14 protein-coding genes are annotated in these 16,174 nt (G+C 40.3%); 2 read left to right on the top strand and 12 right to left on the bottom strand.

Annotation, left to right across the window (positions count from 1 at the left end):
* Positions 1 to 20: 20 nt before the first annotated feature.
* The 12 genes from BIV60_RS15275 to BIV60_RS15220 form a co-directional block, all read right to left on the bottom strand.
* Positions 21 to 854 carry an alkaline phosphatase family protein gene (locus BIV60_RS15275; protein WP_071356584.1) on the bottom strand — a complete coding sequence of 278 codons (834 nt, stop codon included), beginning with the start codon at positions 852 to 854 and terminating at the stop codon, positions 21 to 23.
* Entirely contained in the window at positions 844 to 1,953 is a 1,110-nt protein-coding gene (locus tag BIV60_RS15270; protein ID WP_071356583.1) for an ABC transporter substrate-binding protein, read from the bottom strand. The genes BIV60_RS15275 and BIV60_RS15270 overlap by 11 nt, the downstream gene beginning before the upstream one ends.
* A 565-nt stretch (positions 1,954 to 2,518) precedes the next feature.
* On the bottom strand, positions 2,519 to 3,844 hold the full coding sequence (locus BIV60_RS15265) for a GntT/GntP/DsdX family permease (RefSeq protein WP_071356582.1): 1,326 nt from the start codon (positions 3,842 to 3,844) through the stop codon (positions 2,519 to 2,521).
* Between the two features lie 52 nt (positions 3,845 to 3,896).
* A complete protein-coding gene (locus tag BIV60_RS15260; RefSeq protein ID WP_071356581.1) occupies positions 3,897 to 4,619 on the bottom strand; it encodes a GntR family transcriptional regulator in 723 nt (240 codons plus the stop codon).
* Between the two features lie 15 nt (positions 4,620 to 4,634).
* The gene (locus tag BIV60_RS15255) at positions 4,635 to 5,648 is read right to left on the bottom strand and encodes a sugar kinase (RefSeq protein WP_071356580.1); all 1,014 of its coding nucleotides are present in this window, start codon (positions 5,646 to 5,648) and stop codon (positions 4,635 to 4,637) included.
* Positions 5,641 to 6,396: a 2-dehydro-3-deoxy-phosphogluconate aldolase gene (dagF, locus tag BIV60_RS15250; protein WP_071356579.1), complete on the bottom strand. Its 756-nt coding sequence runs from the start codon at positions 6,394 to 6,396 to the stop codon at positions 5,641 to 5,643. The genes BIV60_RS15255 and dagF overlap by 8 nt, the downstream gene beginning before the upstream one ends.
* Before the next feature lie 2 nt (positions 6,397 to 6,398).
* Positions 6,399 to 7,502 (bottom strand): DgaE family pyridoxal phosphate-dependent ammonia lyase, encoded by a 1,104-nt coding sequence (locus BIV60_RS15245; protein WP_071356578.1) that lies wholly within the window; start codon positions 7,500 to 7,502, stop codon positions 6,399 to 6,401.
* Entirely contained in the window at positions 7,480 to 8,583 is a 1,104-nt protein-coding gene (locus tag BIV60_RS15240) for an amidohydrolase/deacetylase family metallohydrolase (protein WP_071356577.1), read from the bottom strand. The genes BIV60_RS15245 and BIV60_RS15240 overlap by 23 nt, the downstream gene beginning before the upstream one ends.
* 290 nt (positions 8,584 to 8,873) lie before the next feature.
* Entirely contained in the window at positions 8,874 to 10,169 is a 1,296-nt protein-coding gene (gene ftsZ / locus BIV60_RS15235; RefSeq protein ID WP_071356576.1) for a cell division protein FtsZ, read from the bottom strand.
* Positions 10,170 to 10,575: 406 nt separating this feature from the next.
* The gene (locus BIV60_RS15230) at positions 10,576 to 12,057 is read right to left on the bottom strand and encodes a sodium:solute symporter family protein (RefSeq protein ID WP_071356575.1); all 1,482 of its coding nucleotides are present in this window, start codon (positions 12,055 to 12,057) and stop codon (positions 10,576 to 10,578) included.
* Positions 12,054 to 12,257 (bottom strand): DUF3311 domain-containing protein, encoded by a 204-nt coding sequence (locus tag BIV60_RS15225; protein WP_071356574.1) that lies wholly within the window; start codon positions 12,255 to 12,257, stop codon positions 12,054 to 12,056. Before BIV60_RS15225 ends, BIV60_RS15230 begins: the two co-directional genes overlap by 4 nt.
* Before the next feature lie 79 nt (positions 12,258 to 12,336).
* The gene (locus BIV60_RS15220) at positions 12,337 to 13,551 is read right to left on the bottom strand and encodes a M20 family metallopeptidase (protein WP_071356573.1); all 1,215 of its coding nucleotides are present in this window, start codon (positions 13,549 to 13,551) and stop codon (positions 12,337 to 12,339) included.
* Between the two features lie 152 nt (positions 13,552 to 13,703).
* Here BIV60_RS15220 and BIV60_RS15215 point away from each other — a divergent pair, with 152 nt between their 5' ends.
* Both BIV60_RS15215 and BIV60_RS15210 read left to right on the top strand, forming a co-directional pair.
* Positions 13,704 to 15,812: a helix-turn-helix domain-containing protein gene (locus tag BIV60_RS15215; RefSeq protein WP_071356572.1), complete on the top strand. Its 2,109-nt coding sequence runs from the start codon at positions 13,704 to 13,706 to the stop codon at positions 15,810 to 15,812.
* A gap of 167 nt (positions 15,813 to 15,979) precedes the next feature.
* A complete protein-coding gene (locus BIV60_RS15210; protein WP_071356571.1) occupies positions 15,980 to 16,162 on the top strand; it encodes a hypothetical protein in 183 nt (60 codons plus the stop codon).
* Positions 16,163 to 16,174 lie beyond the last annotated feature (12 nt).

Genomic DNA, 16,174 nt, shown 5'->3' with positions numbered 1-16,174 from the left:
AGACTATAAGCCTATCCTAATTAAAGAGTGACCGCTTCTTTCAATCCAGGAAATTTATAAGAAATCATTTTGTCAGACGGTTCAATACCTAACAGTTCACTAACAAGTGGAGCAAACGCCAATTGAGGAATGGTTTCCTCATGTATTCCTGTTTCAATTCTCGGGCTAATGACAAAAAGCGGTACATCACGTTCACCATCGGTTATGCCTCCATGGTTCCCATATTCACTCATCCCATGGTCGGAGGTAATTAAAATATGGTAGCCGGATTTCATCCAAATCGGAAGAAGCTGCGCTAACAAGCTGCCCATTTTTAAAATTTGTTCACGATATTCTTTCGATTCCGAACCGTAATTCTCCCCTTTTACATCCACTCCCATAGGATGAATGTATAAAAAGTGCGGATCATGCTTTCTGCGCAAAGACTCCGCATCCATCAACAAATGGCTATCCGGATAATCATCATCCCAATAGAATAATCCTGATTGGATCGGCTTAGACATATCTTCTTGTATACGGTCTTCAATAAAGTTGAATGGCGCCCGATTATATAGTTCGCTTACCCAATAATAGGCTGCAGCAGCATTTCTTAATCCATTTTCTTTCGTAAGATGAAAGATACTTTTCTCATTAGATAAACGAACCGTTTGATTGGAGGTAATTCCATTCATGGATGCTGGCGTACCGGTAAGTAATACTTCATACAGCGGACGGGAAAGACTCGGAAGCTCCGACTTCACTTTGTATAGTGCTGCCTGATTTGTTTCAACTAAATGCTGAACATATCCCAGTGCTTCGCACCCCTTGTCATATCTCATTCCATCAACAACAACGACAATCACTTTATTTAACATTTACTAACACCTCTTCTTGCCAAAGCTGCGGTAAAGTTTTTGCTGTTTCTTCCCATGCTTTGTAATCTTGTATTGGTTGTGCATTTTTGTATTCTTCTTTTGGAACCAGTTTGGCTGCTACCTCTTTTGGAAGTTGTACATCACGAATCGGGCGTGCAAATCCTTTAGCTAAATTAATTTGACCTTCATCACTTAAGATATATTCTCTAGTCGCCATCGCCGCATATGGGTGCTTCGCATATTTGTTAATGATGGTTGAATAAGCACTAACAACTGAACCTTCTTTTGGAATACTTATATCAAATTGCTTGCGGTTGATTTGCTCCGCATAACCAATTGCATTGAAATCCCAAAGAATGGCTACCTGTACTTCCCCTTTTTCAATGTTAGCCGGCTTTGCATCTGTTAGACTAAGACGGCCCTGCTTGGCAAGCTTGGCAAAATATTTTAGACCTGGTTCGATATTTGACTCACTTCCGCCGTTTGCAATCGCTGCAGCAAGAACGGCCATTTGATTCTGTGCTCCGCGTTGAACATCACCAACTGTTACTTTGTAATTTCCTTTTAAAATATCAGCCCATGATTTTGGCGGGTTCTTTACCAATTCTTTATTAGTTAGAAAGGCAATTGTTCCTTGATATCCGGCAACCCAGTCTCCATTGTCATCTTTCGCCCATTTCGGTACTTGATCCCAATAGGAGGTTTTATACGGTATGGTTAGGTTTTTTTGTTCAGCAATGGGGGCAAAAGAAATCCCCACGTCTCCGATATCAGCTGTGGCATTTTGCTTTTCGGATTCAAATTTGGCAATCTCTTCAGCACTGGATAAATCTGTATCATTATGGGTCAATTTGTATTTTTTTGTCACGTCTCCCCACGTTTCTCCCCAATTTGCCCATGTATCCGGCATACCAACGCTATTGATGGCCCCTTCTTTTTTGGCTTTTGACTCAATTTCCCCAACTTTTAGTGAATTAGGATCTTTCACAACGGGAGCAGCGGATTTTTCATTTGTTCCACAAGCTGCCAAACTTAGTAAACTTACACCTAATACCCCAGCTTGAATTGACTTCATTGTCTTACTCCATTTACGTTTCATCAAAAAATCCTCCTACAGATTTGGTTTGTTTAACGTTTTTGTTGATTCCTTACTGTTTCAGGATAATTCACGAATGTAAATCCCACATTAAGCCAATGTTAAAGTTTTGTAATGTTCTGCTCATCCTCTAGGAGCAAATTTCTTTTCACAAAAGGCTCTTTTCGTAAACTTTGTTGCTTTTGGACCTTAATAAGGGTCAAATACTTAAGTTTCTAGGCAATTTCCGCATATGTTCTTACGAAAAGATGCCACGAAGCATTTTGTTATACGGGTTGATGAACTTATACGAAAAACAACAATCTAAGCGAAAATAACCTCACAAAAAAAACTACTGAACCGGACAACATTTTATTGTTTGGTTCAGTACGCTGCTTTTTTGTAATTAAGATAGATCCTGAGTCTATAAAATGTATTTATGTAAATCCATACAGAATTTTTGATCAGACTTTTTTCCGAATGTCTTGAATAGTGAAATAGAATTTTATTTATCACTAACGACAAAGAGGCACCCAAAAGATTCGGGCGCCTCTCAAACTCAACTTTCAAAATAGTCAAAATTTCACTCTTAAACAAACACATCTAAAATCAAAACAAGAATAAAGGCAACAAAAGAAAGAAGCGTTTCCATAACTGTCCATGTTTTGAATGTTTCCTTTACCGTTAACCCAAGGTATTCCTTAACTAACCAGAAACCAGCATCATTCACATGTGAAAACATTAAGGAACCGGCGCCCGTTGCAATAACTAATAATTCCAAGTTAACCCCTGACATATGCGCCACTACTGGAGAAACAATTCCGGCTGCGGTTGTTAACGCAACCGTTGCCGATCCGGTAGCGATACGGATTAACCCCGCAACGAGGAAAGCTAGGACAATCGGTGACAAGGACATTTGTTCAGACATGGCTGCAATCGCGTTCCCGACACCACTTTCAATTAAAATCTGCTTGAACGCTCCCCCTGCCCCAATAATAAGAATAATCGAAGATAATGGCAATAAACATTCATCCGTTAATTTTTTGATTAAGGATTTGTCCATACCCTGACGGTAGCCCAAGAAGAAATACGCTGCAAAACAAGAGATTAATAGAGCAATAACCGGACTGCCAATAAACACTAAGAATTTTTCAATCGCACCCGGTAATGAAAGGAATGGAGCAATGACTGTTAACAACATTAAGATAACAGGCAGTAAGATAATGAAAAACGAAATTCCCGTACTTGGTAACCCGCTTGACTTTGTCTCCACACGGATTAATTCTGGTTCACCAACAGGTATGACCCGTTTTTGGATCCATTTTGAAAAGATCGGTCCTGCAATGATAGCCGTTGGAAAAGCAATAATAAGTGAGTAAAGCAGAACTTTTCCAAGGTTTGCATTATAAATGCCGATCGCCGTCATCGCACCAGGATGCGGAGGGACTAATCCATGAACAATCGACAATCCAGCTAGCACCGGGATACCAATTAATAAAATGTTTTGTTTAGTAGATTTGCGAATTGAGATTACTAAAGGAAGCAAGATTACTAGACCGACTTCAAAAAACACAGGAATCCCAATAATAAATCCAGAAAGAAGCATCGCCCATGGCAGGTATTTCACGCCGAATTTTTTGATAAAGAAATCGGCTACTTGCATCCCCGCCCCTGAGTCAGACATCATTTTACCCAAGATGGTCCCCAACGCTAGAATTCCAATCAGGTGTCCTAGGACGGCCCCCACTCCTGTTTCATAGGCGGTAACAATCTTGTCCATTGGAACTCCAGAGAAAATCGCAAGAAACAGACCGGCGACCGTTAAACTAATAAACGCATGCCACTTCCACCACGATACTCCCAAAATAACGATCACAATGGCAACCAACGTAATTCCGATTAAATATAAACTCATATTTTCTCACTCTCCCCAGAGAAATCGCTTACATAATAGGCAAAAAAGGGGGTTACTGCATGAAATCATTATACGTAACAATATAATTTTGTTTTCCAGTATTATAGTAACCCTCACTATACTCCAATACATTTCCTTCATCATCACTGGAACGGCGAATCCGTTTTAATACCGCTGTGTCTTTTTCCAAGTTTAATCTTTCACTCACATGACTTGGTGCAATCGAAACGGCAAACTCATCTCGGAATGACTCCAGCCTGATGTTATGCTTTTCTAAAAAACGGTACAAAGAGCCGATCTGAACCTCTTCCAATTCTTCCTCACTCATGTCTAATAAGATGTAATGAGTGAAAAAAATATACGGCTCGTTATCCAATAAGTAGATTCGTTCAATTTGAACACAGTGGCTGCCAAATAAAGAATAAAGTTCAGAGTCCGGAGACAATTCCGCCCGCTTCATACCTACCACCTTTTTGGTGATATGGTGGCCTTCTTCTACTAAAATTTCTGTAAAGCGTTTCCCCTTTGAAAGCTTGGCAGTCGAAACATTGGCGATGACCTTTGTTCCTTTACCGCTTTTCTTCTCCAGATATCCTTCTTGAACCAGTTCTTTAATGGCATTGCGCACCGTAATTTTACTTACATTAAATTCTTCTTCTAATTGAGGCTCAGAGGGAATGTTGGTGTGAATCGCATAAACACCATGTAAGATACGATCCTTCAATATTTCTTTTATTTGTAAGTACATTGGCCCCTTATTTCGATTCACTTTCATTCCCTATTCGCTCCTTCATCTCTTTATATCATCAATGGTTCCGGCCATGGCAGATAAAATTTCAGACTCCGTTGACATTGGGGTATCCCCTACAATCGTGCATGCCAGCATTCCTGCTGCAGCAGCAAATCCGACTGTTTTCTCAGGTGAAAACCCAGCCATCTCGCCATGTAAAATCCCGCTAGTATAAGCATCCCCGGCTCCAATTCGATCATATACGGAAAAAGAAAGCTTTTCTGAGAAGTGAAACCCCTCATTTTTATATAAAAATCCCCGTAAAGAATGGGTGTTATCCCCATTAATCCCCCGGTGTGTTCCCGCGATCGTTTGAATATTGAAGTGTTTTGCCACCTTAGGAATGAGGTCCTTCAGCTGTCCTTCCCGAGAAGTTTCTTCCGTCTTCATTCCTAAAATATACATCGCATCTTTTTCATTCATCATGACGATATCAGCCAAATTCAGCATGTCTTCATAATGAGGTTTTGCATGAGCGTAGCCTCCCTCCCATAAGGAAGGGCGGTAATTACAGTCGAAACAAACCAATCCGCCTTTTTCTTTCACTTTTTTGGCCAGCACTTTCATACTATCACGGACCCCATCCGTCATGGCAAGCGTGATGCCGCAAAAATGGATGATATCTGCCTGTTCCGCAACCAAATCGAGATCATAATCTGAAACGTGAGCGGTATTAAAGCTGCTTTCTAGCCGATTCGTATAAGTAACACGGCTCGAACGCTGCCCAAAGCCATTTTCGAGAAAATACAAGCCAAGATATTTGCCGCCCCTGGAGATAAATTTCCGATTGATTCCCAAGCGCTGTAGGAAAGAAATCGCTGCATCGCCTAAAGGGTTTTCCGGTAATCTCGTTACAAGATACCCGTCGTATCCCAGCTTGGTCATCGCAGAAGCAACATTTACTCCCGTGCCTGAAAAAGAGTATTGTAATGTGTTAGCCTGAGTCAGTAATTCATATCCCGGCACCTGCAAACGCATCATGACTTCCCCGAAAGCAACGATTTGTTTAGGCATGTTTTTCAACCAATTTTTTCGTAATCGCGAGTAATGTCCTCACATCTTCCGGATTGGTTTTTCCCGTTTCTTTATTAATAATAGAAGAATAAACGTGAGGAATAATTTTAGGCACTTTCGCTTCCAATGCGATATCTAAAATCGTCTCAAAATTATCTAAATCAATTCCGCCAGTCGGCTCAAGGGCGAACCCTTCTTCACCGCAGGCCTTCGCAACAGCACGGAACTCTTCCTCATGCTTTAAGCCTTTCATTGGAAAGTATTTCAAGGCATTTCCGCCCATATCCCGCACTAACGCAATCGCCGCTTTAATCGGAACAATCGCTGTTTCACTTGCTGCTGCACTGACAGGACCAGTAGAAATATTCACATAACCTACTTTTCCTGTTGGAGACACTAGAGAATTAATCCAGCTGTCTTTCTCCCCTAAATTGGCATGTGTTGCCCCAACCGCAGGAAACACTTGATTGATATGACTGCCAGGATAGTATTTTGCGATCTCCGCTACCACAGCCGCTTGTTTATTATCACCAGCACCTAGGCCAATCGACACAGCTTCATCGATGGCTGCCCCGTATTCCTTCATCGCCGTAACAGCAGCTTCTACCGTTGGATAATCCTTTGAAAGGACTCCTACTAATACATGTCCTTCTGCAGCTTCAAAAACTTCGACGGCATTTTCAATGCTATTAGCAAGAACATTCAATGCGACGCGGTTTTGATAAAAACGTTTTTCGATGTTTGTCATGATTAGTTTCCTCCCAAAATAGCTTTTAACTGGGCTTCAATGACATAAATGTCGTCGCCCTGTAATGGTCGTGGATCAATATCGAAAAAGCCCTGGCGAATACCGTAATCACGGGTATAAATCGCAATCTCACCATTTCTTAGCTTGTCATTTACTTCCTTCGCCGTAGTTTTTGTCACAGCCGGGGCAATTTGAATGCGAGCTCTGAAAATGGCACGGCCAGCTTCATCCTGTACAATTGTTACACTTACACCATCAATGGATTCGAGTGATTTGAGAATTTCCAGGTTGGCTTTTTCTTTTTCACTATTGTCGATTTTGACAAAATACTCATCCAACGCCTGCAATAATCCGAATGTGGTTTCTTTACCAACCTTCATGCTTCTGCCAATACAATGCAATTGAACCTTGACCCAATCGATATATTTTTGTTTTCCGGCTACGATCCCAGACGTTGGACCTTCAATTGCTTTTGAACCGCTGTAAATCGCTAAATCAGAAACTTGTACATATTTTTCCAAATCTTCTTCTGCAGCCGCATCAACAATTAATGGAACTTGATGGGCTTTAGCAACTTCCCATGCTTCCTCAACTGAAATCATATTTTTTTGAACAGCGTGATGGGATTTGACGAACAAAATCGCTGCGGTATTTTCAGTAATCGCATCCGCAATATGCTCCGCTTTGCCCTCATTGGCATAACCGACTTCCACCAATTTTCCTCCGCCGAGGAAAACCATCGTTTCAACCGGAGCACCGTACTGAACGTTATGGCCTTTCAATATAATGATCTCATTTTTTTGAATATTTTCTTGATGAAGTCTTTCACTTTTCCTTCTGTTTCCTTCAGTGACAATGGCCGCTACGGAAAGGGCGATTCCACTTGATGCCGAGTTCACAACAACAGCGGCCTCCGATTGAAGCAGACCAGCGATATGCTGTCCTGCTTTATCGACTAAATCAGAGATTTCCACATAATTTTGGCCGCCGATTTTCATCGCTTCCATCACAGTATCGGTTGGAGCCGAAACACCCAAGATACTCATCCGGCCGCTTGCATTGATCACTCTCTTTAAACCATATTTAGCATTCAATGTATTCTCCATTGATCACCACTCCCTTTACCACAATTTTTTGCTCTGGGATTCGTTCTTCCCCTTCAGAATCCAGCAACGGAGTCACGGCATCCTCTATCGAAAATAGAGTGAGGTTCGCCAAATCCCCCGACGCAATTCTTCCAAGTTCCGGCTTATTCAACCAATTTGCCGCATTTACGGTTACGGCATCGATGATTTCTTGTAAGGGATATCCTAAATACAAAAATTTCGATAGAACGCTGGCCATATTGTAAACAGGACCGTGCATGCGATTTTTTCGATAAATATCCGTGCTGATCGTATCAAAGTGGATGCCATGCTCTTTCGCCTGTTCTGCCGTTTGGAAGGAAAAGCTTGCATTCCCATGGCCGACATCTAAATGTACTCCTCGGTTAATGGCATCCAGCAGCTTAGGAAGAGGTTTTCCAGCTTCATCAAATAAATTATTGGCTTTCCCATTTAAGTAATGGGTGATAATATCCTTTTTCTCAAGTAAATCAAGGACTTCATTAATATCCGGAGGACCGGAACCAATATGAACCATTAGTGGTAAATCCGTGTCCTTCGAAAATTTGCGGGCCACTTTTAACGGTTCCACACCATTTGGACCGACCACACTTTTACTAATCCTTGCTTTCAGTCCAACGATAAAATCTTTGTGAACTGCAACCGTCTTTTTCAGCGCCTCTTCATCCAGCCATGATAGATTGGATAGCTCATCGATTCGCTTTAGGCCAATTCGTGAAATATTTAAAAAGGCAAAAACATTTGTTTTTGAATTTTTACAGCTGTTAACTAAATCGGGCAAACGATCAGCGCCTGTACTGCCGGCATCGACAATCGTTGTGACCCCTGTTTTATAGCCAATCTCATCCACTTCATCTCCATATGGATCAAATTCTGGAAAGGCATGGACATGCATATCAATCCAGCCACTGGAAACGAATACTTTATGCTTAAAGTCCATTACATATTCGCCAGTTCCTGTACCAGCCGGAACTATGCTTTGGATTTTCTTATTTTCTACGATGATGTCTACAGAATTTCCATTGACTAGTTTTACATTCTGTAATACAAAACAATTTTTCATTTCCCTCATCCTTTTCGGTAACCCTAATAAAGTGAAACCCCGTTTTGACTGGGTTCATCCTGCATGTTTAAGCGGGATAAAATGGGTAATGATATCGGTTACATCTACCTCTTTTGTTTTTCTTACAAGCTTAGGTTACCACGTAATTTTCTATCAGTCAATATAACATTATAATGTTATAAAGTTCGATGATTCATCTATTAACGGTATCCATACAAAAAACGCTCATTCTGAGCGTTTTTTTGTATTCATTGATATGGAATTTCAGCTTGTGACTGCCTAAAATTGGATTAGGATCGTCTCCTCCGATTACGCAGGAACGATGGAACATCCATAGGGTCTTTTGCCTGTTCGGTGTATCGGTCATAATTTTCTTTTGGCGGTTCAGAATACCGATCATAATCTTTCCTCGTGGGTTCAGAGTATCGGCTATAATCTTCCCTCGGAGGCTCGGAATATCGGCTATATTCCTCCCTCGGAGGTTCGGAGTATCGGTCATAATCTTGAACAGGTTCGCTTCGGTATCTCGGCTCACGTTGTCTACGCTGCAGTCGAGGTTCCCTTTGATACGGATTAGAAATTTCTTCCATCGAAGGCTGAGAAGAAGGTTGTTCAGATCGAATCTCTTCCTGTTCTTCATTAAATCCAGTAGCAATGACCGTTACGATGATTTCATCATGTAAGTTTTCGTTAATGACCGACCCAAAAATCATATTTAATTCCGCGTGAGAGGCTTCTGCAACGATATCGGCAGCTTCCTGTACTTCAAAAAGACTTAAATTATGGCCGCCCGTTATGTTCATGATTACACCTTGTGCACCATTAATGGATGTTTCCAGTAACGGACTATTTAGGGCCTTTTGTGCAGCTTCGGCAGCACGATTATTCCCTGTGGCAATCCCAATTCCCATAAGCGCAGTTCCTTTATGAGACATGACCGTTTTCACATCCGCAAAATCCAGATTGATTAAACCTGGCACCGCAATTAAATCAGAAATCCCTTGTACACCCTGCCTGAGAACATTATCCGCTTCACGGAAGGCTTCTACCATGGGGGTCTTTTTATCTACAATCTCCAATAAGCGATCATTGGGAATAATGATGAGTGTGTCGACAGCTTCCCTGATGGCGTTAATTCCAAATTCAGCGTTTTTTGCACGTTTTAGACCTTCAAATTTAAACGGACGTGTTACCACCCCGATGGTCAGGGCGCCAAGCTTGCGGGCAATTTTCGCAATGGCGGGAGCTGCCCCTGTACCAGTACCACCGCCCATTCCAGCTGTAACGAAAACCATGTCTGCGCCTGCTAACACTTCTTCAATCTGCTGCCTGCTTTCTTCTGCAGCTTTTTTCCCAATTTCCGGATTGGCACCTGCTCCTAAACCTCTTGTCAATTCTCCCCCGATTTGCATCGTGATCTCTGCTTTTGATTGATTAAGAGCTTGTGCATCCGTATTAACAGCAATAAATTCTACTCCCTCAACTCCGGCCTCAATCATACGATTCACCGCATTGTTTCCCCCGCCGCCAACACCAATAACCTTGATGGTGGCCAATTGGTCAATATTTATATCAAATTCTAACATGTTGACTCCTCCTCCTTTATCCCAATTGCATTGAATTTCCTAACGAATGTTGCCTGATGAAACTTTTATGTTGTTAAAATTATCCGCCTAATTTTGATGATTAGTAAAATAGGAGGTCCATTTAAAATTGCTAGAATGACTCTCTTACCATACAAAGTTGTTAAACATATGATGTAGTTTTTAGTCTACTTAACCTTAATTTTATTGTCTAGTTAAGTTTCACCTATTCAAAAAGTTGAAAAATGGGAAGAAATGCACACTCTCTATTAATGAGATTTTCCTAACTTCATTTTTTCACAGAGAAAATGAAAAAGCAGAAGGTGATTTTTTGCCTTCTGCTTTCCGTAACTGAGGGGTAAGCCTTTAATGTGCTATCCTCTTTCATATTAAATTGGTTTATTCATGATTACACAGATTGAGCTTCTTCGTTTACAGATGATTGAACCGCTTTGCTTCTTGTAACTAGACTTACAATGATCGTAGTAGAAACGTTTACAATGAGAGCGATAATCCCCGTGTTTAATTCCTGCACCGATTGAGGCAAAAACGGGAACAACGTGCCAATGGATGCCTTGGTAAGTGTGATATATCCTACTACCAAAACTCCTACTATCATCCCAACAGCTGCACCTTGTTTCGTAACAAAGTTATTCTTCATTAAACATGCAAGCAGTGCCGGGAATAATTGTGTAACAAAACTATAGGCCATTAAAAGTAAAGTAACAATTCCGTCTCCGCCATTTAGCGTAAAATATACTGAAATGAGGGCGATTACAGGAACGAACGCTTTTGAAAGAGTTGCTACTTGCTTATCTGATGCTGATGGAATCATCACTTTATAAACATTCTTTGCTAGTGCACTAGAGGAAGTCATTAACATCATCGATCCAGGGACTAATGCTGTTAATAAGCCCGCTGCCCCGATTACTCCGACAAACCATGGATCAAATGTTTTTATGGAAATTTTGAGCAGAGCAAGATCGGATGCAGGTCCCTCTAAACCAGGAACTTGACCGATTGCGGCAAAACCGACAAAGAATACGAAAAGCAGCATTACAACATAAAGTGGTGTGAATATTGCGTTCTTTCTAATTGCTTTTGCGCTCTTGGCAGAAAATGCAGAAACGAATATATGAGGCCACATGACCGCACCAAATACAGTCATAAGAACGGTAGAGATCAACCAAGACATGCTTAATCCTTTATCAGGTATCGTTAAAAATCCTGGATTGGCTGCATTAATTTTCTCAAACATCGGCTGGATTCCTCCATAATAGTGAAAAGGAATATATAATCCGATAAAAACAACAATCCCAAAAATCATAATATCCTTAACAATAGCTGTCCAAGCAGAGCCGTGAATACCAGAAATCGTTACATAAATGGTCACGGAAATGGCTGCAATCCAAATCGCAACAGTTGGAGAAATGGTTCCATATGAAGCTTCTGAAACAATAATCCCAAGCCCTTTTAATTGAAGGACAATATAAGGGATCATGGATAACACACCGATAAAGGTTACAAGTACCCCAAGATATTTACTTTTGTACTTGCTAACAAAGAAATCGGATTGTGAAACTGAATTATGGTCTTTTGCATACTTCCAAACAGCTGGAAATACCCAGTAGATTAAGACATATATAAGGCTTAAATAGGCAAGAATATATAGAGCAGGCCCTCCTTTTCCATAGGCCCAGGAACTTGCACCAAGGAATGTAAAAGTCGTGAATGATTCTCCCGCCATTAAAAGAAAGACAAAGATTGCCCCAAAACCTCGTCCGCCGACTGCCCACTGCTCAAGGTTCATATCTTTTCCTTTTCTCGCTTTGATCCCTAAATAAAGCGCAAAGACTAAAAATCCAAAGATTACTAAAAGGGCTGAATTCATCCTATATCACCTTCCTTGTTCTTAGGGTCAAGTTTATAAACAATTGCTAATATGACTGATGTCAAAATAACCCAGACAATAACCCAGAAAAACACAAATGGTAATCCAAAGACATACGGTTCTACCTTGTTTACAATTGGCAGAAATCCTAGCATTCCAAGAAACGGAAGTAAGGAAAGCAGTGTAATAACAGGTTTCATTAGTATTCCCCCTTAAAAAAGTTGAACGCCACGCCCTCCCTGGGGTTGGCAGACCCCAAGGGAAACGCCTGCAAATCTTCTAGGATTCCTGCATAACTGAACTAGATTGTGTAGCTGAATGTTCTGAGAGATAATCCATAACAGCACTGATGAACAGTTTTCCAATATCCAGCATGGCCCGCTCATCCACATCAAACTTTGGATGATGATGTGGGTAGATAGCATTGATTTCAGGGTTAGCGCCGCCGACCCAAAAGAAAGTTCCCGGTACTTCTTTCACATAATAAGCAAAGTCTTCCATTCCCATCATTGCTTCTATATGGTGGACATTGCTATCCCCAAACAATGAGGCCGCCAATTTTTCAATTCTCTTCGTTTCCTCTGGGTGGTTCCAGACAGCAGGGTAGCCTCGAGTGTATTTAAAGCTGGCAACTGCACCGACCCCTTTGCAAGTGGATTCGACAACTTGTTCCATTTGTTCCTCGATCATATCTCTTACCTCTTCATCAAACGTCCGAACGGTTCCGATGATTGATGCCTTATCTGGGATCACATTAAAGCCACTTCCACTATTGAATGCACCGACTGTAACAACTGCTGCTTTAATAGGATCAACTCGCCTGCTGACAATTTGCTGCAAATTCATGACAAGCTGGCTGCCAGTCACAACGGGGTCAATCGTTAAATGAGGTGTCGCGCCATGACCGCCTCTTCCTTGAATCTCAATTTCAAATGTATCTCCACAAGCACAGATGTAACCTTCTTTAATGCCAATGAATCCATACGGGTGCATAGAAGAAACGTGTGCTCCAAAAATCACATCTACTCCTTCTAAACAACCGTCCTCAACCATTGATTTTGCCCCGCCAGGAATCACTTCCTCGGCAAACTGATGAATAAACACAATATTTCCTTCAATTTTGTCTCTCAATTCACTTAACACCTTGGCAACACCAAGTAATGCGGCAGTATGGATATCATGACCACATGCATGCATCACGCCAGGGACCTTAGATTTGTATTCAACATCTTTTTCGTCTTGAATCGGCAAGGCATCGAAATCAGCCCGCAATGCAACGGTTTTCCCAGGTTTTCCACCCCGAAGCAATCCGGTAACACCTCTTCCGCCAACTCCCGTTTTCACTTCCAAACCTAAATTAGTTAAAAATTCCGCTACTTTCTTCGGTGTATTCACCTCTTGAAACGACAGTTCAGGATTCATATGTAAATCCCTTCGAATATTGACCAATTCCGAATAAAGTTTTTCCAGCTTGTCAAAAAGATGTTCTTGCATTTGAAAACCTCCTTTAACTAGATTACAGCGTATTGAATCTTCATACTTTTCAAAACTTTAATAAAATTATAAAATGATTATAAAGCGTTTTCAATGGAGGTCTTTACTAATTATTTTAAATATTATGTATGTATTTACACCAGGAGGTTGATATGGAAGTGATAAAGTCAGCTCTATCCCTTTTAAAGAAAGTGCTAAATGAAACCCCATTTCAAATTTGGGCAGGTCAGCAGCAGGATCAAAAACATATTTATAGTAACGGCAGCGAGATTCCACTTTCACCGCCACTTTTTTCCCTTTTGAAACCTCATAAGGAGTATAGGATGAACAGTCAAAACGGGATGACCTTCGTCCATTTTTTTTATCCGGAAGAGTTTCATATCTGTCTTTGCATTTTTAAAGAAAATTTGCTGCTGCCTGATGAAACACTCGAACTGTTTCACTATTATTTTTATCCTTTATATAGCCAGGAACTGATTCAAAAGAGAGACCTTGAATGGAAAATGGTGATGGAAACAACGAGGTCAATCAATTCATCCATCAATACGGACGAGGTGTTAACAAATATCGTTCGAAATGCCATTAAGGTGATTCCCGCCGCCGATGCAGGGTATTTACAGCTATTTGACAAGGAGCAGGAACGACTGGTTATAAAGGCCGCAGTTGGTTTCAATGAACACATTAACCACTTCCAGCCGAAAAGCGGCGAGTCGATTACAGGAATGACCTATCTGGATGGAAAGACGAGAATTTACTATTCTCGAAAGGAAATTTTGGATGCGATGAGCGAACAAAAGGTTACAGAGGAAAATTATCATCATATTATGTCTTCTTCCGATGAGCATTTTCTAAGAGGAGGGATTTGTGTAGCTGTTTCCGTTGGGGAAAAGCGAATTGGCGTCATGATGGTGCACCAATTTTTCACTGAAGGAGGTTTTACAAACCGGGATATCGATTTATTACAAGGGTTTGCTGACCAGGCAGCCATTGCCATTCAAAATTCAATGCTTTTTTCAGAAATAAAGAATAATATCGCTGTACTAACCGAACTAAGTGAGCAGTTGAAAGAAAAAAATGCAGTGTTAAACAAACGCCATCAAGTTCATGAAACATTAACGCAAATTTCATTAGAAAATAGAGGAGTTAACACAATTATTTCGGAATTAGGCCAAATTATGGAAGCTCCCATTGCCTTTTTTGATTGTATTGAAGATGAATTTTTTTGCAGTCATCGAAGCCAGCTCCACATCTTTAATGAGGATGAAATGAAAAAAATTATTCTTCAGAATCAAGGCCCTCACTACACCGAAGTTTATAGCACTGAAAATGGCTCTTATTATCTCTATCCGATTCATAATGGTACCGCTTTTTTAGGGTGCTTAATTGTGGCAGCTGCTAATCTGCTTAGCAAAATGGATATCGTAACGATTGAACAAGGAGGTGCGATCCTTTCATTAGAATTAGTAAAAAAACATACATTGACAGATATTTACTATAAGAAAACCCATGAATATTTTACTGCGATCATTAAAAATACAAATCACGAGTCGCTCTATGAACATGCAAAAGATCTTGGGCTCATTCCATCCTCCTTTATAGGTGTTGCCTTATTTGAAATAAAGACATATCCAGACTTGCAACTTTTAGAAGCAAACATTCACCGCTTAGTTTCTTTTATTAAAAAAGGTTTTCCAGAGCTCCATTTAGTAATCTATGGTTTTCATAATAAAGTCAATCTTCTCATTTCTACGGAGCATCCAGATGCTCAAGCGAATATAACAGAAAGGCTCACAAGCCTAATAAGGATGTGGGGAAATAAGGATGGACTGGAAGTATCGGTTGGTATTGGTTCCACATATAAAGGAATTGAATATATTTCAAGAAGCTATGAGGAGGCGGAAAAAGCGCTCGCATATTTAGCCAATCGGAAGGAACAGAACATGATTCATTACGAAAACATTGGGGTAAACCGCCTATTTATCCATCAGCAGCCACAGGAAATCGAACGTTTTTTAGAGGAAACCTTCACATCGCTCTTGTCTGAAAAGAACCATCACGAACTAGAACATACACTCTTTACTTATATTCAATTGAATAAGTCTGCGATCGAAACAGCTAAAAAACTTCATATTCATATTAATACGCTTTACAAACGGTTAAAAAGAATTGAAGAATTATTAAATATTAATTTTAATAATCCAGAAGATAACTTAAAAATTCAATTAGCCTGCCACCTAAAAAGCTTCGTACAAGCTTACTAAACATTTGAAAGCAAAAAGGATTATCAGGATCATTTACAAATAATTAATTCATAGTTAATACGTTGTTAACGTCGAGTTAACATCCATTTAAAGTTTGACATCTATTCTTAATAAGAACAAATCAAGATCACATAAAACTTTAAAAAATTCAACAAGGAGTGGTCAATATGTTCTCAAAAATTATGAATTGGTTTTCCGGTAAAGATTCAAATATAGAGCATGATGAAGTTGAAAAAGAACGAGATGGTAAGGAATTGGACGAAGAATTTGAAGAGGACGATGCTGAAAGGAAAATAGATGACGATTTTGTACCTGAACGAATATCGATATTAAAGGAAGAACTCAAATAGGGTTCTTTTTTG

The organism is Bacillus sp. MUM 116, from assembly GCF_001866655.1.
Taxonomy (GTDB): Bacteria; Bacillota; Bacilli; order Bacillales; family Cytobacillaceae; genus Neobacillus.
This window is presented reverse-complemented; position numbering and strand designations above follow the sequence as displayed.